The following is a 24,403-nucleotide window of genomic DNA, read 5'->3' as shown; positions in this document are numbered from 1 at the left end:
TTAAATTATTAAGTGCAGAAAATACTCCTGTTTTTGTGAATTTTGTAATGCCCGTTATGAATACAAATTTTATGTATTCATCTTTTGTTTTTACTTTTTTATAGAATTCTCTTAAAAATGCTCTAAATTCTTCTGCTTTTTCTTTATTGTTTATATGTTCTAATATTGGTGATTCATATTCGTCTATGAGTATTACTGTTTTTTCTTTGTATTTTTTACTTAATTCTTCTATTAAATTTCCAAATTTTGTTGGCACATCATCTATATCTGGTATTATATTATATTCTTTATACAATTTATCCAGAGTGTTATTTAATGATTTTTCAAATTTTTCAATATTATTCATTGTATTATCTGACATATCGAGTTTTATTACAGGATATTCCTTGAATTCCCATTTGTCATATATGTATGTTCCCTTAAATAATTCTTTTTCTCCTTTGAATAGATAATATAATGTTGATATTGTTAAACTTTTTCCAAATCTTCTTGGTCTTGAGAGAAAATAGAACTTTCCACTGTTTATTAGATCATATATATACTTTGTTTTATCTACGTATATATAATCTTCTTCTATTATTTCTTTATAATCCTGCACTCCTATTGGTAATTTTTTCATTTTCATCATCTCCACACTTGTTTTTTCTTAGTATTATTATAGCATATAATGTATTCTACGAAAATTTAATTAACGAGATTTAAGATATTTGTATATACGTTTTATTATTCAAGCGATAAATACAAGAGAAACTTTGCTTTGTTATTTTATTAAATATTTAATTGTATTAATAGCAAGTTGTGCATCATCTCCCCATTGCCAGCCATTGTGGAGCAAGTCACCGGTATCTCCAGTTCCATCATCAAATGGAGAGCTATCTCCAATTGCAACTACTTTTCCTTTTCCATATGTAGTAACAACCATATATGGTTTGTTTTCAGAATTAGCAATTAACACTTTCACTTTGTCATTTAATACTTCTATTGATGAGCCATTCCATACACCTATTTTTTTTATTCCTTTGGTTATTTCATGATTATAAACATAAGCTAATGGTGCTTCTTCTAAATCATCTCCAGCAAATTTAAACCCAAATTTTTCAACGAATGTGTTGAAAATTTTTGGCGAATCCCAACCATTTCCATTTCTATCTGAATTTCCATGATCGGATATTATAAATAATGATCCGCCATTTTTTACAAATTTCAGTATAGCTGATACCTCAAAATCTTTGAAAGGTTTGTTTGGTTCTGGAATTATCAGAATTTTATACATATTTAAAATATCTTCATTGAAATCTTCCTTTATTTCTTCAACCTTCAAACCAAGATTTTTTGCTGCATCTGCAAAATCTGAATATCCACCATTGATTACCCAATCTGCATTTCCTGCTGTTTGACCATGGTTGTTGTCAAATAATACTCTATTTGCATATGAATCTTTTTCTAAATTCAACTTTATAATTTTCATTCCCATTTTGTTATTATTTTTATCTGAAATTGATCTTAAAACTAATTTTGAAGCATTATTTAATGAATTTAACTTTAATTTTAGAATTTTATTATCCATACTCAATTCATATTCTAAAATATTTGATTTTAAAACTCTAACTGTTTTGTTTAAGATAATGCTATTTTCAAAAATTGGTTCGTTAAATTCAACATAAATATAATTATCTCTAATTGCATATGTTTTTACTTCAGGTGGAAATACATCATCAACATATATATCATTCATATTTCTTGGCCAGAGTTCATAATACGACATGTATTGTCCTAATACTCCAACGGCTTCCATGTTTATTCCAACCTTAAAAAATGATGGATTTATTCCAGTATTTTCTCTAATAAATACCATACCTTTACCACTACCATCATCAATATATATTTTTCTCATATCGAATTTATCAATTTCAACAATTTTTCCTTTAACCTTTAAAAACATTCCTTCATAATTTTCATTATTAATATCAACGGTTTTTATTTTAATTGGTTCTGGTAAAGGATTATTTTTTGATATTATTTTATAATAGTGTGAAGAATTATCTTTTTCTAAAACAAGTTCTTTATTGTTTTTGTGTGTCCATAAATAACCTTTTGCTTCTACAAGATCGCCTCTTTCTACGTTTTCAAACTGTCCTCCTCTAAAATAAAGATTAATTCCACCTGTTTTATCCTGTAAGAAAATGATGTTGACATCAAAAGGACCAGGCTCAACGGTTACTATTCCCCTAACTGTTACAGTTTGCAAGTCTTTTAATTCCCGAACTTTTGAAATTTCTGATATAGTTGCAAAACTTAAAGTAGTTAAGATAATAATAATAAGTGTTATGATTTTTTTCATTTTTATCCTCCTTTTTTAGCGTCCAATTTTTAATATTATTTAACATGGGATTATATCATATTTTTTCAATATTTTTTAAAAGTTCTAATAGTTTAGAAGATTTTTTATCAATAATATTCCAGAGTTCTTTAACATCTTTTTCGTATTTTTTCAGTATATTTAAAACTTCAGGGTTAAAGTGCAGAGGGTTAGTTCTATTATCTCCATTTAATATTATATTTATAGCTTCTTCATGAGAAAATGCACGTTTATAAGGTCTTTCTGAACGTAGAGCATCATAAACATCAACAACAGAAACAATTGCTGCACATATTGGAATTTTATCACCTTTTAGTCCATATGGATAACCTTCACCGTTATATTTTTCATGATGATAAAGTGCAATGTTCTTTGCTATTTTGAATTTTGGAGAATCTCCAATTAAAACACCACCATATATTGTATGTTTTTCCATAACTTTCCATTCTTCTTCTGTTAATGGACCTTTTTTCAATAATATTTCTTTTGGTATCATTATCTTTCCTATATCATGTAAAGGAGCATAATATCTTATTTTCTCAACATAATCATTATTTAAACCAAGTTTTTCTGCAATAAAAGCGGATAATTCTCCAACCCTATTTACATGATTACCTGTTGTTTCATCATAACCTTCTGCGATGATGGATAATTGTGTACTAAAATTAAGATAAGCATCTTCTAATTCATTGTTAATCTTTTCAATTTCTTTGTAAGAAGATTCTAATTCTTCGTTCATAGCATTAATTTCTTCAAATGATGTCATAATATCTTCAGCCATTTTTTGGTATTCAGTCATCAACTCATTAATTTCTTTAATTTCACACTTTTCCATAATTTTATCAAATTCAAGATAACGTATTTTCTGAAAATTTTTCATATTATCAAGCATTATTTCAAATGGTTTTGATATCTGTTTTGATACTTTATGTGCTTTTTTAACTATTGCTATAATAACTATACTTAACAATATAAAAAATAAAGTAATACTTATTATTATTGAACTTCGATATTTGTTAAAATCTAATTTTAATATTATACCAATAGGCATGAATAATGTTTTTTCATCTTCATATTTCCATACATAGTAAAATTTTACTTTTTCATTATTTTTTATAACGATATCTTTTTCAGTAGAAAATACTTTTTCTAAATACTTTTTATCTTCATCTGTTAAATTAGAAAAGTTTTGTGACAATCCTTCAAATTCGTGTGTACATATATTGATATCTGAAATAAAGTCATATTCATTTTTTAAATTTGCTAAATTATTTATTGTGTTTTTTATTCTATCAATAGATAGAATGGAACTTAAAACATAAAAATTCTCATCTGTTTTTATATATATATTTCTTAGTAATTTGTCAGATTTTAAATCTAATTCTATTAGATAATTATATTTTTGAAGATTAATCAGTTTATTCTTTAATTTTATATCTATAGACTCAATATTTACTTTTTTTATGACATTATTTTCTCTATTTGATTTGTATGATGTTGAAACAAATTTTTCTATTGATTCATTTATATTCTGTGATGTTTTGATTTCATTCATTAATGTATCTAATTTTTCATAAAAAACAGAATCAAAATCATATAGTGTATTATATAATGAATTAAATGCAAATCTTATTAGACTTTCTGTATTATTTCTTAGTGATTTTTCTACTTTTAATAAATTTATATAGCTAAATATGCTGATTAAAATTAATACTAAAACAATACTTGTTATAACTATTGTCATTATACTTTTTGATATTAACTGATATAAAGATAATTTTTCTTTTTTCATTTTTAACCTCCAATTATCGTTGATTACTTTATAAATCCATTTAATCTTCCGTTTATATCTGAATATAATATTATTCCTGAAATATCATTTGTTTTTTTCTGATATCCTACTGATATTAAAGCTTTATTATCAAACAATATTGTTTTTAAAATTCTTTCATCAAAAGTTTCACCATAATAATTTTCTTTTATAATAACACCATCATCTTTATTTAATAGTAATATAAATCCATCAAAGTCATTATTTTTTTCTAATGTATATCCTGATATAATAATTTTTTTATTTATGATATTTGCAGATAATCCTCTTGCAGATTTTTTTAAAAGATAATCTTTTCTCCATATTTCGTTGAAATCTTTATCTGTTTTAATTATTAATACTTTCCATGGAAATCCATCTATTGTTGTACTATAGCCAATAATATAGAAAAATTTATTGTCTTTTAAAATAGTATTACCATATTCATTTAACTGTTCTTTTCCATATTTTGATATTGTGTAATTACCGTAATTTAATTTATTTAATTTAATAATAAAAATATTATTATTATTATTTGCTGTAGAATTGGTATTTCCAAGTAAGTATATATAGTTTTTATCATAATTTATATCTGTTATAATTTCTTCATTGTACCATGTAATTTTAAATTCGTTTAATTTATCAAGATTTTCATTAATTTCAATTAGATATCCCGTTCTTTTATTTTTTTCTATTATGAATCCTGTAACATAAATATTTTCGAAATCATCTTTTATAATTTTTATAAATTCACCTTTATTATTGAATACTTTTGATTTTATTAATATTCCTAAGTTATTTACTATATAAATCACAGGTTTGTAATCCTGTGTTCCTACTATGTAAAATTTATTATTTATGTATTCTACTGTATTTATTTTTGCATTAGATGATATGTTTATTTCTTTCTGGAAAAGTATGTCTCCTTCTTCATTAAGACTTATTATTATTATATTTTGATTTATTCTTTCATTTTGTCCTATAATATAAATTTTTTTATTAACAGTCACAATGTCTTTTAATATTAATGTTTTACCTTCTGTCATTTTTTTAAACCATGTTTCAACTGTTATATTTTCTTCTATATCTTTACTGCTTATTTTGAAAATATCTTTTTCAAGATTATTGGTGTTCTTTGTTTTTACAGGAATCAAAGCTTTTTTAGTTGATGAATATATATATATAATGTCCATTGAAAAAAGAATTACTATTATTATTAAAATAAACAACAAAATTTTTTTCATATTTTTTCTCCTTTATATATTATTTATATTGGTGCAGGTGCTATGATAGTGTTGTTAGTTAATAACAGTGTATACATGTTTATAATAGAGTATTTTAATGTGTTGAAAGTTTTGAAAATAATTAAATGTAACTTTTATTATTTTGGTTCAAAGTACATAATACGAATATATGTTCTATATTTTTAGTTGATAATATTTAAATTGTTCATAAGTAAATAACTTTTAACGTTGATTGTTAATATTCCTGTTGTAATTTATCAACCATAAAAATATATATGTTGAAAGTTTTAACAACAATTATAATAGTTATAAACATTTTTGGTTGTTAACTTCTGAAATTAGTATTATTAGAAAATTTAATAGGATAACAAAAGTTCATAACTATAAACAAATACATTACAATTATAACATACTGCGTTGAAAATAAAAAAAACAGAATAAAAACTTTTATGAATACATATATCGTTACATGATGATTAAACTTTGATTTAAAAAGAGTTTTAGAAACAATAATTATCATATATTTAATATGTGAGTAAAAAATATACATCATAATTTAATCTTTATAGTTTAAAGTTGACTGTAAAGATTAAGAATAGATAATATCAGGAGGTTGAGACGGTTGAAAAACACATTGAAATATATTCTCGCATTACCATTTTTACAGGTATTTGTTCAGGTGGGAATAGCGTCATCTTTTCCACAATTAACTGAAATTTTTGGTTCAACATTGTTAGCAAGTACATATATAGGAATAACTCCTTTAATATCCATTATTTTTGGTTCTTTTTGGGGAAAGATATTAGAGAGAAAAGGTGAAAGTAAAACATTTTTATATTCAATGGCATTATGGACTACAGCATTATATTTATCTGGATTATCTTTAAAATTACCAGTATTGGCAATAATATTTCGTGCAATCCAGGGAGTAGCTGATTCTGCACTATTTTCTAATGCATTAACAATAATAACAAAATCAAATTTTTCTGCAAAAGAACAGTCAAAATATTTTGGTTTAGTTGAATTTTTGGCAAGTTTCGGAGCAGTTATGGGTCCTCTTGTAATAGGTACGGGTTTTATTTATATGTCACATTATATTTTGATGACAGTTGGTGTAATATTATTTATAGCTACGTTGTTTGTTTATAAACAGTTGCCTGTTATAGATATTCATCCTGAAAAAGTAAAAAAACAGGTAGCAAAATTTTCGCCAAGAATATTTTTAGCTGCTTTTTTTGGTATTTTAACATTAGCAGTTATAGTTGGATTTCAGGCTACAATGCCATTTTTTATAGAAAAGTATATTAATAATCCAATATTTGGAAAAATATATATATCAATATTTGCATTATCTTTAATGTTAGGAAATTTATTTAAACATAAAATAAGTGGAGTGAGAATCTGGATACCTCTTGCTACATTTTCAACTTTAATATTTGCGATGTTTGCTAATTCAATATCGATGTTTTTATTCCTATTTTTGATAATTATATCAGGATTATTCCTTGGTCTATCTTTAACAATGAGTAGTGAATATGCGTCATATCTATCTGTTGGTTTTGAAGAAAAAGGAATGGCAGTATTTTCAGCTTTTAGGATAAGTGGAAACTTTTTTGGGCCATATCTGTCTATTTTTTATTCAATGGGTGGTATGAATTTCTTTATATTAATATTATCTATGATTAGTTTAGTATCAACGGCATTCTTATTTAATTATAAAAAAAATTTTGATGAAGTAAAAGAAATATAAATTAATAAAAAACCCCTTAGTGGGGTTTTTTGTATATAATAACTGTATTTTTAATTTTTTTAGCTTTATACATTGCCATATCAGCATATTTTATTAATGTATCTATATTTTCAGAGTGTTCAGGAAATAATGAAACACCAATACTTAATGAAATAGAAAAAGAACATTTATTTGTACTAAATTTCCTGTATATTTTTTCTGACATTTTTTTTGTTATTGTATGTATATCTTTTAATTCTTTATATTGGACTAATACAACAAATTCATCTCCACCAAATCTTGAAATAAGATCAGAATTCCTTAAAGAATTTCTTAGAATATTTGAAAATTCTATTAAAATTTCATCTCCTTTATCATGTCCAAAATTGTCGTTCACTTTTTTAAAATTATCAATATCAATAAACATTAAAGCATATTTTAAATTATTTCTTTTTGCAATTGCAAGTATGTTTTTAACATTTTCAAAGAATAGAGTTCTATTAGGCAGTTCCGTTAATATATCATGAGTAGCCAGATGTTTAAGTTTTTTCTCAAGATTATTTCTTTCGGTATAATCTTCCATAATAATTATACCTCCAATAATATAATTATCTTTTTTTAAAGGGGCAAATTTAGCCCGTAAAATGATTTTTTTTCCAGAAATGTAAGATGTATATTCTCCTTCATAATAAGAAATTTTATCTTTTAAAACATTAAAAATATTATCTTTTATAATTTTATTTGATAGTGTGGATAAATCAAATTCAATAATATCATTTTTTTTCAAATTTAAGACATTTAACGAACTTGGATTTGCCATAATTACTTTTAAATTAGTATTAAAAATTATTATTCCAACAGGAGAGTTTTCAAATATTGTTTGAAATAAACTCAGATTTTTACCAAGTTCATCTTTAACCTTTATTAGTTTATAATAATTAATAATAATAAATATAGCCATAATAATACTAAAAAATAGCGTAAAAGTATCAATAAATAAAAAAGTTATTTTTTCCTTTAAAATAGAAGATATATTTGAATCCAGACTTGATAGTTCATAATTTATTATGTTTTGAAAATAATTTACAAGCATGCTTAGATTTTTAAAAACATCTTTTGAATTTAATTCATATAGTTTTGGAGATTTTTTCTCAAAAAGTTCATAATAATTCCATAAATTTTTATAACCTTCAAAGGTATAAAATTTATTTAATTTTTCATATGTGTCTTTTGTAAATGATAAACCCTTAAATTTCGGAAATTCATTAAGTGAATAAAAACTTCTATCAAGTAAATAATATTCTTTTTCACTTATTTTCATTTTTTTATATATAATAGCGGAAAATATACCTCGAAATTCACCAGAATATTCCTTAATCCTTTCGAGAAAGTATATGGAAGACAACCATTTTCCTGTTTCTGAAACAGTTTTTTGCTTTATGGAATAATTATAAAAATCAAGGAGATCATTTATTATTGTTGTGTAATTTATAAAAATATCTATATTATTATCTTTTCCTATATTTTTTCGCAATAAATTGAGTTTTTTTTCAATATCCTCCAATTTTTTATAATAAAAATCTTCGAGGTTTAAATTTTTAATATTTTCAAGATATTTATTAAATAGATTTCTTTCTTTTACCAATTCATCGTAAACGCTTTTTTCACCATTTACATACATATTAACAAGTCCTCTTTCATTCTGAAGATGAAAGACAGCTGAAGATATATTTTTTATTAGAGATATTGAGTTTTTCATATTATTGAGCAATTTTTTATCATTATTCATCTGAAATAATGAGTTTACGGAAATAATTAGTAATCCAAGTATAAGTAATAACACAATGATAAGATTAAAAGTTTTTGTTTTCATATAAATCACCACATAATAATTTTTATAATATATTTAAGATTTATTTTTCAATTAATTCTGCAATTTTATAAACAGTGTATTTTACAGCAGGGGTTCTGTATGGAATTGTTGTTGAATCTAATTTAACAAGCCAATCATTTGTTTTTTTATATATTGATATATAATATTGTTGCATGAAGTCATCATCAGTAGAAACAACCCTGAGTAAGAATCTATCATTTAATAAATCCTCATATACAGAGCTTACTGTAAAGGTTATGTTGTTATCTTTGAATGTTTTATCTTTTAAACTTTTTAATTTTTCTATATCAATATCCTTTATATTTTTATGAGGCAATTCGCTCACTCCCTCCAGAACTCTTTTGATTTTAAAACTTTTTAATTTTTTTGCAATTAATAAATATTTATTTCTCCCTTCATTATCCCATTTTAACTCATATTTTGTTTTTATAGGTCTATTAAAATTTTTGATAATATCCTGCGTTTCAAAAAATTCAGAATTACTGAAATTCTCATAAACTTCTTGAGCATACCAATCTACATCAGTTGCTAATTCTATTGTTCCGCCTTTTTTTAAAACATCAGCAAGAGTATTAATAAACGATGTAATAAAAATTCTTCTTTCTTTATGTCGTTTTTTCGGCCATGGACAGGGAAAATTCACTATTAATTTTGAAATTGAATTAGATGGAAATAATTCTCTTATTAAAAGACGAGCATCTCCCTGAATAACACGAGCATTTTTAATATTATTTTTGTGGAAATTAATTTGTGCTTTGTACAAAGCTGTCAAAGAGGTTTCAAATCCAATAAAGTTAATGTCCGGATTAGATTTTGCAAGTGCAGTCATATATTCTCCACTGCCAAATCCTATTTCAACATATATTTTTCTTTTATTTCCAAATATTTCGTTCCATTTTATAGGATATGTATCATATTGCTGGGGTTTCATAAAATATTTTAACACCCCAATTTTATCATGCATTAAAAATCCTCCTTTTTTTAAGTCTAAATTTAATATTATCATAATAAATAAAAGATATTATTATTTTTCTGTAAAAATAATAATAGTTGATGTAGTAATTAAATTTTTACAATGATATAAAAATATGATATAATATAAAAAAGAAATAATATTAAATTGAAAAAGGGGTGAAAAAATGAAAATAAAAACAAAAATATCTATAATGGTAATTTTAGGTATTATTATTTTTTCGATTATTGGATTTTTTGTTGTTAAAGAAACGAGAGGATTAAAACTTAAATGGGAAGATTATGTAAATACAGTAACTAAGAGGCAGGATCTCCTTTCGGATATTAAAGAACAATTTGGATATGGTGGAGGTATACATTTATTCAAAAATTATGTTTTAAGAGGAAATGAAAAATATGTAACAAGATTTTTTGATCGAGAAGAAAAAGTTATGAAAGATTTTGAAATGTATAAAAATATTCCAGATATTACTCAGGAAGAGATAAAATATCTTAAAATAATTGAAGAAACTTTTAAATTATATGGTGAAAATATAAAATTAGCTGCCGAATTGAAAAAACAGGGTCTAAGCATATCAGAAATAGATAAAAAAATAAAAATAGATGATGGTCCGGCTTTAAATGCCTTTGATGAACTAGAAAAAATCAATACACAATTTACAAAAGTAAAAACAGAGGATTTTGAAAGTTCTATATTATCTCTTGAAATGATAATAATTGGAATATCAATAATAATAATTTTAGCATTGATATTACTCTATATATTTATTTCAAAATTAATGAACCCATTGTATATTGTCAGGAATAAATTGGGTGAATTATCGGAAAATGGTGGAGATTTAGTTTCTAAACTTGAGTATTCTAAGAACGATGAGATAGGTGAAATATCAAAATTCTTTAATATATTTATTGATTCATTCAGACAATCATTAAAGAATTTCTTTAATAGATTTAGAAATAATATAACCCAATTTAATTCAATAAACCTTGAATTAAAGAATTTTGATGATAATTTTGAAAAGGCTCTTAATTCTTTAAAAAATAATATAGAGTCTTTAAATAATATAACAAATTATGTTGAACAACAAAATGCAAGTACTTATGAAATATCAGATAATATTCAAAGTTTAGCCAATACAGCTGTGGAATTAAGTGGAATTGCTCATAATATCAATGAAGTTGCTAATAATGGTAAAGTTGGTCTTGATAGGATTAATAAAACTATGGGAAATATTACTGAAAACATGATACCAATTGTTAATAAAGTAAAGTCAGTAGCTGAAAAAGCTGAAATCATAAATGATGTAGTTGAAACTATAACTAATATTTCTGAACAGACAAATCTATTGGCGTTAAATGCTGCAATAGAAGCTGCAAGAGCAGGCGAAGCAGGAAAGGGTTTTGCTGTTGTTGCTGATGAAATTAGAAAGTTAGCAGAGGAAAGTAGAAAAGCTGCTGAAAGTATAAGAGAAAATCTTGGAGAGGTTATGACTGGTGTAAATGAAACATCAGAAATGGTTATGGATATGTCTGAAAATATAAAAGGTGTTTCTTCTGTTAACGAAGAAACAGCGAATCAATTATATGAACTTATAGATTCTGTTGAAAAAATTTCTAATTATTCAGATAATTTAGCTGCAAGTGCTCAAGAGCAGGGAGCAGCAGTTGAGGAATTAACAGCATCATCACAAAATATTACAGAACTTGTAAATGCTTTAAAAGAAGATATGGAAGAAGTAATCGAAGAGCAGATTTATATAAAAGATAGAAATACAGAGTTGCTAAATACAGTAGAAAAAGAATCATTTGAATTAATAAAAACAGTAGATATATTTTCATCATTTAAGTTATTTACAAAACAGGATTTAATAGAAGAATTAAAAAAAGCAAAAGAGTCACATACAGATTGGGTGAAAAGATTTGAGAAATCAACAAATGAAAATTTAAGATTATTATCAGAAAGTAGTTCTGATAAGTGTGGTTTTGGTATTTTAATAAGGGTTATATCTCAAAATCTTCCAGATGAATTAAAATCAATATGGGGAGATATTTTAAAATTGCACAAAGATTTGCATGAATATGCAAATAGTTTTGAGTATAAAAATAAAGAAAAAAATATCGCTTTGCTTGATGAAGTAAAGGAAACATCACAAAGTTTAAAAACACTTCTTGATAAAGCTATCAATATATTGAATAAATAACCGTGGATTATTTATAAAATTATCTCTTGAATATGTTAATGAAAAAATTGCTTTAAAAAATTTAAATTTGAAAAGGGTGATTTTATCTCTATTATAGGTTTAAATTAAGAATGTTGCATAAATTAAAACAAATTGAGGTGGAATGCCTCAATTTGTTATTTCCAATGAAAAATCAATATAATTTACTTCTGTTGTTAATTTTCCCATTGAAATTATGTCAATATTATCATCAACATATTCAAGATAATTATCTTCACTAATTCCACCAGAAACTTCTATAATTATTTGCGGATATCTTTCTTTTAATTCTCGGGCAAGAATTTTTGCATTTTTTGAATCAAAATTATCGAGCATAATAATGTCTACACCAGATTTTATTGCAAGAAATGCATCATCTTTACTTTCAACTTCTATCTCTATTTTTTTTGTAAAAGATTTATATTTTTTCACAGCACTTATGGCATTTTCCACACCATCATATAATTTTATATGGTTATCCTTTATCATTATACTTTCTGATAAACTCCATCGATGAGTATCGCCACCACCATGTAACACAGCAATTTTTTCAAGGTTTCCCAGTCCTGGAAATACTTTTCTTGTAGCAGCAAGTTTTGTTTTTCCATTAATCTTACTAACTAATTTATTTGTTTTTGTTGCAATAGCGCTCATTAAAGAAAGTATGTTTAACATTGTTCTTTCAACCGTTAAAATATTATAAGCATTCCCACTTATTTTACCTATAATTCCACTTTTAACAAAATTACCATCTTTAAAATAAAACTCTGTTTTTATTTTATATTCTTTTAATAACTTTTCTATTATTTCTATTCCAGATAATATAACATTTGAGTTTTTTAAAATTATAGTTCCTTTTGTTTCTTTTCTTCTTAATTCATATGAAGCAATGTCAAAAAATTGATTATCTCTTTCTATCCATTCTTTTAATAGATTTATTTCATATTCAAACATATAATCACTCCATTATTTTAAACATGTTTAGAATTGGAATTTTTGCCTTTTCTATAATTTCTTGTGGTAAGGTAATTTCATGTTCTTCATTCAATAAAGAAAGATATACATTTTTCAGATTATTTTTCTTCATATTATTACATATTGCTAATTCTTTTAATGGATAGAATTTTTTATTTTTAAATGTTTTTTGCAACTTATGAATCATTCCAATTTCTGTTCCAATTATAAACTCATTGGATCCATCTGTTTCTGGAAATTTCATCATCTGACCTGTACTGCCAATATATTCACATAAATCTCTCACTTCTTTAGGCGACTCTGGATGTATTATTATTTTTGCGTTTGGATACTTTTCTTTTACTATTTTTACATCTTCTGTTGAAAATCTATTATGTACATAACAATATCCCGTTCCACCAGGAATTGGAATAATTTTTTTCCCAGTTTTTTCTGCGACATATGAACCAAGGTTTTTATCTGGACCAAATAATATTGTATCTGCATCTATTTTTTTTACCACATCAACGGCATTGGCTGATGTACATGTGTAATCAGCAAGTGCTTTGCATTCTGCAGTGCTGTTTACATATAATACAACAGGAGCATTTGAAAATCTTTTTTTATATTCTTTTATTATTTCTGGTGTTAGAGAATTTGCCATTGGACATGTGGCTCCTGTTGTTGGAACTAATATCTTTTTTTCTGGGTTTAATATTTTCAATGTTTCTGCCATGAAATCCACACCAAGAAATAGTATTTTATCGTTTTCTATTTCTGTTGCAAGTTTTGCAAGTTGTAATGAATCCCCTGTTATATCTGCTAAATCCTGTAATTCATCAATTTGATAATTATGGGCTAATATTGTATAATCCTTTTTCTTTTTTAACTCTTTTATTTTTTTTATTAAAAAATCTTTTTCAACAACAGTTTCTGTTATCATTTTTATCCTCCTATTTTGAAATTTGAGTGAATGTTTTTCAATAATCCAACTATAGATAATGGTGCCAGATAACTGGTTTTTGGATTTTTTGATGGATAATTTTCAAATTTAAAGGTATAATTTCCAACCTCTGATTTTATTTCTATTGAATGTACATTTCTTTCAATAAAAGGATCTGCTATAATTTTAACTTTTACCTTTTCAAAATTTTTTATTGCCAATGCCAGCGTAACAGCAACATTTATATTTTTAGGAAATCTTTCAATAGCTTCTATTGAATTACCTTCAAAAATTATTTTTTCTTTTGTAATATCAATTCCAAGACTTTTTGGTGTTTTTCGGGTTATTAATGTGATTGTATTTATTTTATTGCTTATAGTTCTTATTAGATCAATTCCACCGATTGCTCCAGATACAACGTAAACATTAATATTTTTGTTATTTAATTTTTTCACAAAATTATATCTAAAAGTTTTATCTGCAAAAGCGCCTGTGCTTAAGACAATTAAATTTTTATTCATATCAAGGAGTTTTAGTCCATAATTCTTTAATGCTTCAACAGAAGCTACTTCTATGATATAATCAACATCAGTAGTTTCTAAGTTTTTAATATCTAAATATTCGATTTCATTATGTATCTCTTTTAGTTTTTCAAATTGTTTGAAATTTTTATCATATACATAAACCTTTTCGAAATCCAATTCATCCAGAATAATTTTTGCAGAATTTCCCGCTCCTAAAAGAAATACTTTCAAAATATCGCCTCCATGTCTTTATTATACTTTATTATAAAGACTGTCTAAAAAGTCTAAAATGAAATGAAGGCTCGAAGATTGCCTTAAAATTATGAATGAAAGCCGTCAAAAAAACAGGACGTTTTTTTGAGTGAAGCTTTTTCATGGATGAAAAATCTGAGCGACGGCTGAGAATGAATAATTTTAAGGATAAGCAATCGAGCTGCCTGAGTGAATTTGACTTTTTGGACACCTTTTACTTTATTATACAACAACTGTAAATTTTTGTCAATAGAAAAAAATTTCGTAATGAATAATAAACAAATATATAAATATGTTATAATATTTATATATTTATAAAAATTAAGGGGAGTGATAAAATTTATAATAAAAAATTACTAACCACATATATATTATATATAATGATATTTTTCACAATAATATTTTCAAAAACTTTACTTGTTCTGGGTGGTGGAGGTGCAGCTGGAGCCTATGAAATTGGAATTTTAAAATATATTATTGAAAATAACATTAAAATAGATGGAATATATGGAGTTTCAGCAGGTGCGTTGAATGGTGCAGGGTTTGTTATGGGAAAATTGGATAAAGTTGAAGAATTATGGAAAAATATAAACGCAGAAAAAGTTTTTGATCTTGATATAAAAGATCATAGTAAAAAGTTAAAGCCTTTTATTTTTGACCCTTCACCTCTTTATACTTTTTTAAATACGATAATATCTGAAGAATTAATATTGAATTCAAGATATGATTATGGGATACTAGCATTTAATATAACAGATTTTAAACCTGTTTTTGTCAGAAAGAATGAAATGAAAGGAAGAATGGTAGATTATATATTCGCTAGTGCAAGTTATCCGTTATTTGGAGCAATTGAAATAGAAGGAAAGAAATATACAGATGGTGGAGTATTTTCAAATGTATATCCGGCATTGTTGGCAGAGAAATATGGATATGATAAAATAATAGGCGTATTTCCAGTAATAGATAACCCAACAGATTGGTTATTAATTACATTTTTATTAACAAAGAAAAATGTAATCATAATAAGACCTTCAGATTCAGTTCCATTTCCTTTGAATTTTTCAGGTGAGTATTCCAAAAAATTAATAGATTTGGGTTATAAAGATTCCGAAAATAAATTAAAGAGATGGAAATGATTATTTCCATCTCTTTTTAATATCTTCCACTAATTTTTGTGCTGTAGGTGTAGTCGCAATTCCACCATTTCCCGTTTCTCTTAAATCTTCATGCATCATTTTTCCAACCCTATACATTGCATCTACAACTTCATCAAATGGTATGACACTTTCTATCCCAGCTAATGCCATTTCAGCTGTAGTAATTGCTACGTTAGCTGCTGATGCATTTCTTTTTACACACGGAATTTCAACAAACCCACCTACAGGATCACAAACAAGTCCCATTAATGATTTTAATGCTAATGATGCAGCGTGGCCACATTTTTCAGCATCTTTTGAAAAATAATAGGTTAAAGCAGCAGATGCCATTGCCGCTGCTGTTCCAATTTCAGCCTGACACCCGCCAGCAGCACCGGAAATTGTAGATTTTTTAGCAATAATATTACCTATTGCACCACTAATTATAAATGATGAAACTATGTCTTCCATTTTGGCATTGTGAACTTTTTTTAAGGCAAATAATATTGCAGGAACAACTCCGCATGAACCAGCTGTTGGACATGCTACTATTCTTCCCATCGATGCATTGTTTTCTGCTGTTGATAATGCAGTTATAGTTGCTACATAATTAAATTCCCCCAATATTTTTGGATTGTGATTTATCAATTTAGATGCATTATTTCCTGTTAATCCCGTCAAACTTTCATGTTTTTTTCCATAATTTTTTTCTGCTTCTGTTATCATAACTTCAACCAATCTTTTCAGGTTATTTTTTATTATAACAGGATCCATACCTGTTTCAACCATTTCTTCAGTTAAAATTATTTCATCAAATGGAATATTAGTTTCTTTCCACATTTCCAGAATATGTTTAAATGTCACTATTATCACTTCCAACATAAAAATATTTAATGACGCATTCTAAATTTTCCAGCTCATTAAAATTGGTTGGTTTCTCGTCAAGTTCTAATATGGTTAAAGCACGTCCTTCCAGAATATTCGTTCTTTTTAAATAAAGATTGGCAACATTAACCTGGATTAATTTTAAAATATTTTCTAACGCACCTTTCACATCTTTATTAACAATTATTAATGTATTATAATCTCCTGATAAATCACAATCAACGCCGTTTATTTTTGTTATTTTAATAGAACCTCCGCCAATTGAACTTCCCTGAACTTCATTCATTTTATCTCCTTTTTTCATTCTAATTAATAATGTATTTGGATGAACATCCCCTAAATCTGCTTCTATAAATTTATATTTTAAATTTTTTCTTTTGGCAAGGTCATATGCGTTTTTTATTTCATAGTCATACTCTCTTAATCCTAAAATGCCGGCAATTAAAGCTCTATCTGTACCATGACCCAGATATGTTTTTGAAAAGGATCCATGTAAAAAAAACTCAACATTATCGGGTTTTTCACCAAACAATTTATAAGCAAATCGGGATATTTTTAATGCTCCTAGTGTATGAGAACTCGATGGACCAACCATTACCGGGCCAACAACATCCAACATAGACATAAAATCACCTCAAAAATTAATAGTTTCTATATTATTATACCATGTTAAGAATAAAAATGCTCAATTATTAATACAATAAAAAAATCTCCCTTTATCGGGAGATTTTTTTATCAAGCTTTAATAGATTTGGTAATAATATTAATGTAAATAAGGAAGCACTTAGCATGCCAACCCACATTATAATTGATAAGTATGTATGGAATGTGAATGGTGAAGCATTCAATACTGAAAGTCCAAAAGCCAGGCCAAGAGCATTTGCCATAATAGGTTTCTGTACAACATCAAATGTTTTTTCAATAGGATTTTTTACCTTATTTTTATAGTACCTATATGTTCCTATCATATGTATAGCGTAATCTACACCGACACCTATTGTTATATTCGCCATTAAAGCACTTTGAATATTTAAAGGAATTTTCAATAATGCCATTGTTCCAAATTCAACGATCAAAGCACCTATTAAGGGTAAAATTGCAAAAAATGATGTTTTTAATTTTCTAATCATGAAAAATACGGAAATAAATACCAGAAATACACTTAAAAATATACTTTTAACCTGACTGTTTAATACTGTTGTATTCATTTCATCAAAGACATATCCCATTCCAGTAACGTTTATATTTTTAAATATTTCTTTCGCTTTGAGCTTATTTATGATATTTTTTACCATTTTTAAAGTATTTTCTGAATTATCTTTTGTTATTATAATACCTAAATAACTTTTACCTTTTGTGAGATCAAATAAAGGAATTGATGGGTTATTTTTTACAGCATTTTTTATTATTAAAATTTGTATGGGATTTGGGTATGTTTTGAATTTAAAGAATTCTTTTCCCATTATTTCAAGAAAATCCTGGGGGTAATTAAATTCATTTATTGTATTTGATAGACTTTTCTCTAAAGTTTTCATCTCTTTATAATAAATCTTATCAAGTGGTTCTTTTGCTGTTTCAAAATCTACCATTATAGGTATATTAAAATCAAAAATATTTTTCAATTTTTCATAGTCTTTTCTTACTTTGGTATAGTTTTTAAACATGGAGATTTGATCAAATTTGATATTTATAGTTGGAATGAGAAAAACAAAAAATAATATAATGATTATAAATACAAAAATACCTTTTTTATTCCATAATTTTTTTGTAAAATCAACGTTAAACATATGTGGTCTTTTTCTTTTTAATTCAACATTGCCAGAAATAATCAAAGGTAAAATATATAAGGTTGCAATTCCAGCAAAACCTATACCAAATGAAGACCATATTCCCATTTCTTTCATCATATTGGAATTAATAAATACCATTGATATAAAACCTATAATTGTTGTTATTGTTGTCATAATCATAGCAATTCCAGTACTTCGTAATGTTTCTATTATTGCGAGTCTTTTATTTAACCCATTTTCTCTATATTCTATAAAATGTGTTAAAAAATGCATACCATCGGCGCTACCCATTATTATTGTAAATATTGGAACTAAGATTGTGGATATTCCCATTTCTTTTCCAGACCATCCCATTAATCCCATTGTCCATAGAGCACCTAAACCTGCTGGAATTACAGAAAAAAAAGCAACCTTTTTTGAACCCAATTGCATTGAGAATATAAATAACATAACAATAAATGCAAAAGGCGGCAGGAATATAACCATGTTAAATAAATAATCAAAGAGTTTTTTTGTAAAAAAAAGTGTACCTGCACTATAATATGTCACATCTTTTAATTTTTTTTCAATCTCATCCACAACTTTAAAATCTTCACTTTTTAATGGTATTGTCAATAATGTATAATATTTATTATTTTTCACTTTTAAAAATTTTTCTTTAAATAATGTTATCTGATTTAATCTATTTAAAAAAGAAATATTTATATCATCAGCATTTTTAATGTTATAACCAGGTAATGATTGTGGAAATAAACTCGATATAAAATTAACACCATTTATTTTTTCAATATCTCTTTGAAGTTGCCAGATTTTTTTATATGTATTTATATCTTCAAGTGGATTTTTTTCAATTTCTAGCATTACAATTAATTGATCTGATAGATCGTATTTTTTCTCTATTAGATCATAACTTTTTATATAATTTGAGTCTGTAGGTAAAAATGTTTTCATATCTACATTTATTTTTATGTGAAACAAACCAATTAAGGCAATTAAATTGATAATTCCAAGCAAAAATAGTAGTTTTTTCTTATTTTTGAACAAAAAATCAATATACTTTTCCATTATTCCAACTCCTCTTCAAATTTTTTCAAAACACCATATAAATATATATCTGCTATATAATCAGGATATATTTTATAAAAATCATCATCTATTTTAGTTTCTACAATTTGAGGAATTAAATCTTTTAATAAAAAATGTGAAAAAATCATACCACTTAAAGCTGGACCGATGATATCATATCGTATATTTTTATTCTCCTTTTTAAATTTATCTTGTAGTACTTTTTTGAAAATTATATTTTTAAGTTTTTTTGTTCGCAGGTTCAAAAGTTCATTTTCACTTTCTGGAATATAAATCATTATAATTTTAAACAGTTTTTCATTTTCTCTTAAAGCCTGAATTAAAGATTTTATTGCAAGACGTAATCTCTTTTCAAAATCTTTTTCTATTATATGTTCATTTTCAAGCAGTTCGTTCATTCGAGAAAAAAATACTTCTATAATTTCTTTTAAAATTCCTTTTTTTGATCCAAAATGATAATTAATCATGGATATACTAACATTTGCTTTTTTTGCAATTTCTCTAACCCCAGTAGCTTCAAATCCCTTTTTAAAAAATAAATCCACAGCACTTTTAAAAATTCTTTCTTTAATGCTTTCGATATAATCACCCCCAATCGAACGTTCGTTCGATTTTATTATACTCTTTTTTTTTATTTTTGTCAATTCCTATAGAGGAGGTTAAAGTATATTTTTAAAAAAATAAATTTTATTTATTAATAAGAAATAATTATATTTAAATAATCTCAAAGGATTTAGATAGCGTTTTTTATATTTGACAAAACGAATAAAAAGGTGTAGCATTATATTTTGCATACATATAATATATATGTATATATATATTATCATTCAAAAAGGGGGTATTAAAGTGCATAAAAAGTTATATATTTTATTGATGTTAGTAGTTTTATTAGCTGTATCTGTATTTCCAAATGCTAAAGCATTCAAAATTATGGATAAGAGTCAATTATTACCAGGACCAGCTGCAGATGGTAAGGTTGGAGATTATATTTTATCCAATGAAAAGGTTGAATTTTTAATCGGTAATCTTGGCAATTACCACGGATATATGAAGTCTGGAGGAAATCTTCTTGATGCTATTTATTTAGGTGGAGAAGATCAATTTGATGAAATGCATACATATTTTGGTTGGCCAAAACAAGCAATTTATGAAAATGTATTTGTTTTGAATAATGGTTCTGATGGAGGACCTGCAGTATTAAAATTAGTAGGTCATCATTCTGACATACCAGGAGTTAAAATTACCTCTACATATATGCTATTACCTGGTGTAAATTATTTAATAATGAAAACAACTCTTGAAAATCAAAGTGGAAAAGATATAGATAAAATGATTTTGGGAGACGCAACATTTTTTGGATATGCAAGACCATTTACATTTGGTCTCGGTTATAAAGTAAATAGAATAGATACAGATTTGTTAGGAGCACAAGGTGATGAAATTGCTTATGGTGTTACTACAACAGAAACTGGCGAAGAAGGAAAATTAAGAGATATACATATTTCCTATATTTTTGCAGATCCAGAAATTAAAACAGTTTCTATAAAAAATGGGGAAAAAGTAACATTTCAAAGAATATTCATGGTTGGTAAAGATTTGTCTTCATTATTAAAAACAGCATTTGATTTAAGAAGTGTTGAATATACTTTGGTTAAAGGAAAAGCTACTTTTGAGAATGGAAAACCAATAAAAGATACAAAAGTTAATATATATGATAAGAATGGAACATTATATATTGTTGCATATACTAATGAAAATGGAGAATATACATTTCCTGCTAAAAAAGGAAATTATACAGTTAAGATCGACTTACCAGGTATGAATACAATAAAATCAACTGAGATAATAGTTAAAGGTGAAGAAAGTGTGAATGCAGCGACTGTTGTTGGAAAATATGCAGAAGAAAATAAAGTATTATGGGGTCCATATCTTTCAGATGTATCTAAAGATAGTGTATATGTTAATTGGAAAACACTTGTTCCAGCAAAAGGAAAAGTGGTTGTTAATGGAAAAGTATATGAAGATAATAATGAAAGTGTATTACATCATTTAGAAATAAAAGGGTTAGAATCTGGAAAAGAATATACATATAAATTAATAGTTGAAGATGGTGCAGCAAAGGGGGTAACAACAAAAACTTATACATTTAAAACAGTTTCTGAAAAAGTAAAAGAATTTAAATTTGTAGTATATGCGGATACAAGAACATATAATAAAAGACATAGAATAGTTGCTGATAAAATAGCAGAGGAAAATCCAGATTTTGTTGTTCATGTTGGGGATCTTGTAATGGATGGAAGAATTATGAGTGATTGGGATGGATTTTTCTGGGCAATAAAGAATATAGCAGCCAATTCACCATTCTATCCCGTTTTAGGAAATCATGAATATAATTCAAAATATTATTTCAGCTCATTTGTTACACCACAAGGTGGCGGAGATTATAATGAACAATATTATTCGTTTAATTATGGAGATGCTCATTTTATAGTTTTAGATGCTGATGTATTATTAATGCAGAAAGATAAAGAAGGAATGGAAAGAGAAACTCAATGGTTAATCAATGATTTAGAAAAGAATAAAAATTCGAAATGGAAATTTGTATTTTTCCACGAACCTTTCTGGACGAATTGTACTGAGTATGGCGTAGAACCTGTAAGTCCAACTATTAATTATTGGAAACCTGTATTTGAAAAATATGGTGTTGATATTGTATTTAACAGTCATTTCCATATGTATGAAAGATTTACCAATAACAAAATTAATTATATAGTTACAGGTGGAGGTGGAGCTCCATTATATTCAAAGGTTAAATCTTATGATGAAAAATATCCATTTACAACAAAAGATATTACAGGACTTCATCACTATGTAGAAGTTATAGTTACAGAAAATCAGGTAAAAGTTCTTGTTAAAGGTGTTGCACAACAAACAGATAAGAAGAAAGAAGATGGATTTATTCCTGTTAATGTAATTCTTGATCATTTTGTACTAAATAAATATTAAAATAATAAAACTTTTAAATGAGAATATTTATATGTAAAAAAAACTTCCCGATGTTCTCGGGAAGTTTTTTATTACTTTTCAGTTTCGCCTAAATATTCTTTAACTCTTTTTGTCAATCTTGCTTTTTTTCTATTTGCGTTATTTCTATGTATAACACCTTTTTTAGCAGCTTTGTCTATAACAGAGAAAGCATTGCTTAACAATTCATTTAAAACTTCTTTTTCCTGCTTTTCTTCAATAGCTAATAATACCTTTTTGATAGAGTTTTTAACTCTTGTTTTATAACTTTTGTTTCTCAATCTTCTTTTAGCTGTTTGTCTTACTCTTTTTTTAGCAGATTTTACATTTGGCACGTTAAAATTCCTCCTTTATATTATTTTATTATTATAATCCAAATGCAGCTTTTAATTCATTAACCTTATCGGTCTTTTCCCATGGAAATTCTACATCATTTCTTCCAAAATGTCCATAAGCAGCGGTCTTTTTATACATTGGCTTTAATAAATCTAAATTTTTAATAATAGCACCAGGTCTAAAATCAAACATTTCAGTTACAACGTTGTATAATTTTTCTTCATCAACTTTAGCAGTTCCTTTGGTATCAATTAAGATAGAAACAGGTTTCGCTACACCAATAGCATAACCTAATTGAATCATAACTTCATCAGCTAATCCAGCAGCTACTATATTTTTTGCAACATATCGAGCCATATAATGAGCGGATCTATCAACTTTTGTTGGATCTTTACCAGAGAATGCTCCTCCTCCATGTGGCACCCAACCACCATATGTATCGACTATTATTTTTCTTCCTGTTAAACCGGTATCAGCATGAGGACCACCTAACACAAATCTTCCAGTTGGATTAACCAGAATTCTTGTATTTTTTGTCAATAAATTTTCTGGAATAATAGGTTTTATTACATGTTCAATTAATGCTTCTCTTATTTCTTCTATAGTAAAATCTGGTTCATGTTGTGTAGAGATTAATACAGTCTCAACTTCAATAGGTTTACCATTTTCATCATATTCTACAGTAACCTGTGTTTTCCCATCAGGTCTTAAAAATTTCAATGTACCATTTTTTCTAACTTCTGATAATCTGTATGCCAATTTATGAGCTAAAACTATAGGTAATGGCATTAATTCTGGAGTTTCATTTGTAGCATAACCAAACATAATTCCCTGATCTCCAGCACCTAACTTTTCATAGGGGTCTTCATCCTTTATTTCTCCACTTTTAGCTTCTAATGCTTTATCTACACCCATAGCAATATCTGGTGATTGTTCATCAATTGAAACTAAAACAGCAGATGTTTCACCGTCAAAACCATATTTTGCTCGTGTATATCCAATTTCTAAAATTGTTTGTCTTACAATTTTGGGTATATCAACATATGCTTTTGTCGAAATTTCTCCAGCTACCATTGCAACACCAGTTGTTACTAATGTTTCAACAGCAACTCTTGAAAATGGATCTTTTTCTAATAAAGCATCTAATATTGCATCTGAAATTTGGTCAGCAACTTTATCTGGGTGCCCTTCAGTAACACTTTCACTTGTGAAAAGTCTTTTTTTCAATTTTCTTCCTCCTTTTAAT

General features: G+C 26.1%; 19 protein-coding genes. 4 read left to right on the top strand and 15 right to left on the bottom strand.

The window, feature by feature from the left end; all coding sequences use genetic code 11:
• The 4 genes from X275_RS08330 to X275_RS08315 all read right to left on the bottom strand — a co-directional run.
• Nucleotides 1-619 (bottom strand): AAA family ATPase (locus X275_RS08330; RefSeq protein WP_047268379.1); only part of this gene is annotated, 619 nt, incomplete at its 3' end.
• Between the two features lie 141 nt (nucleotides 620-760).
• Nucleotides 761-2,341: a Gldg family protein gene (locus X275_RS08325; protein ID WP_047268378.1), complete on the bottom strand. Its 1,581-nt coding sequence runs from the start codon at nucleotides 2,339-2,341 to the stop codon at nucleotides 761-763.
• Nucleotides 2,342-2,396: 55 nt separating this feature from the next.
• Entirely contained in the window at nucleotides 2,397-4,151 is a 1,755-nt protein-coding gene (locus X275_RS11710; RefSeq protein WP_197072629.1) for an HD-GYP domain-containing protein, read from the bottom strand.
• A gap of 23 nt (nucleotides 4,152-4,174) precedes the next feature.
• The gene (locus X275_RS08315) at nucleotides 4,175-5,413 is read right to left on the bottom strand and encodes a hypothetical protein (RefSeq protein ID WP_047268377.1); all 1,239 of its coding nucleotides are present in this window, start codon (nucleotides 5,411-5,413) and stop codon (nucleotides 4,175-4,177) included.
• A 622-nt stretch (nucleotides 5,414-6,035) separates the two neighbouring features.
• On the opposite strand from X275_RS08315, the gene X275_RS08310 reads away from it, so the two are divergent.
• Nucleotides 6,036-7,163 (top strand): MFS transporter, encoded by a 1,128-nt coding sequence (locus X275_RS08310; RefSeq protein ID WP_047268376.1) that lies wholly within the window; start codon nucleotides 6,036-6,038, stop codon nucleotides 7,161-7,163.
• A 16-nt stretch (nucleotides 7,164-7,179) separates the two neighbouring features.
• On the opposite strand, the gene X275_RS11160 is transcribed toward X275_RS08310, so the two are convergent.
• Complete coding sequence (locus X275_RS11160; protein WP_052913765.1) at nucleotides 7,180-9,015, bottom strand: diguanylate cyclase; 1,836 nt, start codon at nucleotides 9,013-9,015, stop codon at nucleotides 7,180-7,182.
• Nucleotides 9,016-9,055: 40 nt separating this feature from the next.
• A complete protein-coding gene (trmB, locus tag X275_RS08300) occupies nucleotides 9,056-10,000 on the bottom strand; it encodes a tRNA (guanosine(46)-N7)-methyltransferase TrmB (protein WP_052913762.1) in 945 nt (314 codons plus the stop codon).
• Nucleotides 10,001-10,175: 175 nt separating this feature from the next.
• On the opposite strand from trmB, the gene X275_RS08295 reads away from it, so the two are divergent.
• Complete coding sequence (locus X275_RS08295; protein WP_047268375.1) at nucleotides 10,176-12,209, top strand: methyl-accepting chemotaxis protein; 2,034 nt, start codon at nucleotides 10,176-10,178, stop codon at nucleotides 12,207-12,209.
• A gap of 147 nt (nucleotides 12,210-12,356) precedes the next feature.
• On the opposite strand, the gene nadC is transcribed toward X275_RS08295, so the two are convergent.
• Genes nadC through nadX form a run of 3 tightly spaced genes read right to left on the bottom strand, consistent with a single transcriptional unit; the run spans nucleotide 12,357 to nucleotide 14,879 of the window.
• The gene (gene nadC / locus X275_RS08290; RefSeq protein ID WP_047268374.1) at nucleotides 12,357-13,181 is read right to left on the bottom strand and encodes a carboxylating nicotinate-nucleotide diphosphorylase; all 825 of its coding nucleotides are present in this window, start codon (nucleotides 13,179-13,181) and stop codon (nucleotides 12,357-12,359) included.
• 4 nt (nucleotides 13,182-13,185) lie between these two features.
• Entirely contained in the window at nucleotides 13,186-14,124 is a 939-nt protein-coding gene (nadA, locus tag X275_RS08285; protein WP_047268373.1) for a quinolinate synthase NadA, read from the bottom strand.
• Between the two features lie 2 nt (nucleotides 14,125-14,126).
• Nucleotides 14,127-14,879 carry an aspartate dehydrogenase gene (gene nadX, locus X275_RS08280; RefSeq protein WP_047268372.1) on the bottom strand — a complete coding sequence of 251 codons (753 nt, stop codon included), beginning with the start codon at nucleotides 14,877-14,879 and terminating at the stop codon, nucleotides 14,127-14,129.
• A gap of 401 nt (nucleotides 14,880-15,280) precedes the next feature.
• Here nadX and X275_RS08275 point away from each other — a divergent pair, with 401 nt between their 5' ends.
• The gene (locus tag X275_RS08275; RefSeq protein WP_052913760.1) at nucleotides 15,281-16,036 is read left to right on the top strand and encodes a patatin-like phospholipase family protein; all 756 of its coding nucleotides are present in this window, start codon (nucleotides 15,281-15,283) and stop codon (nucleotides 16,034-16,036) included.
• Here X275_RS08275 and sdaAA read toward each other — a convergent pair whose 3' ends face one another.
• The 4 genes from sdaAA to X275_RS11155 form a co-directional block, all read right to left on the bottom strand.
• Nucleotides 16,037-16,900 (bottom strand): L-serine ammonia-lyase, iron-sulfur-dependent, subunit alpha, encoded by an 864-nt coding sequence (sdaAA, locus tag X275_RS08270; protein WP_047268371.1) that lies wholly within the window; start codon nucleotides 16,898-16,900, stop codon nucleotides 16,037-16,039. It abuts the gene before it with no gap.
• Nucleotides 16,890-17,546 (bottom strand): L-serine ammonia-lyase, iron-sulfur-dependent subunit beta, encoded by a 657-nt coding sequence (sdaAB, locus tag X275_RS08265; protein ID WP_047268370.1) that lies wholly within the window; start codon nucleotides 17,544-17,546, stop codon nucleotides 16,890-16,892. The genes sdaAA and sdaAB overlap by 11 nt, the downstream gene beginning before the upstream one ends.
• 91 nt (nucleotides 17,547-17,637) lie before the next feature.
• Nucleotides 17,638-19,776, bottom strand: coding sequence for an efflux RND transporter permease subunit (locus tag X275_RS08260; RefSeq protein ID WP_047268369.1), 2,139 nt, complete (start codon nucleotides 19,774-19,776; stop codon nucleotides 17,638-17,640).
• Nucleotides 19,776-20,441: a TetR/AcrR family transcriptional regulator gene (locus X275_RS11155; protein WP_052913758.1), complete on the bottom strand. Its 666-nt coding sequence runs from the start codon at nucleotides 20,439-20,441 to the stop codon at nucleotides 19,776-19,778. Before X275_RS11155 ends, X275_RS08260 begins: the two co-directional genes overlap by 1 nt.
• A 202-nt stretch (nucleotides 20,442-20,643) precedes the next feature.
• On the opposite strand from X275_RS11155, the gene X275_RS08250 reads away from it, so the two are divergent.
• Nucleotides 20,644-22,803, top strand: coding sequence for a metallophosphoesterase (locus tag X275_RS08250; protein ID WP_047268368.1), 2,160 nt, complete (start codon nucleotides 20,644-20,646; stop codon nucleotides 22,801-22,803).
• A gap of 71 nt (nucleotides 22,804-22,874) precedes the next feature.
• On the opposite strand, the gene rpsT is transcribed toward X275_RS08250, so the two are convergent.
• The gene (gene rpsT / locus X275_RS08245; protein WP_047268367.1) at nucleotides 22,875-23,156 is read right to left on the bottom strand and encodes a 30S ribosomal protein S20; all 282 of its coding nucleotides are present in this window, start codon (nucleotides 23,154-23,156) and stop codon (nucleotides 22,875-22,877) included.
• Between the two features lie 31 nt (nucleotides 23,157-23,187).
• Complete coding sequence (metK, locus tag X275_RS08240) at nucleotides 23,188-24,384, bottom strand: methionine adenosyltransferase (protein ID WP_047268366.1); 1,197 nt, start codon at nucleotides 24,382-24,384, stop codon at nucleotides 23,188-23,190.
• Nucleotides 24,385-24,403 lie beyond the last annotated feature (19 nt).

Origin of the sequence: Marinitoga sp. 1197 (assembly GCF_001021165.1) — a bacterium.
Classification (GTDB): Bacteria; Thermotogota; Thermotogae; order Petrotogales; family Petrotogaceae; genus Marinitoga.
Note: the sequence above shows the minus strand (reverse complement) of the source record. Positions and strands in the feature narration are given on the sequence as shown.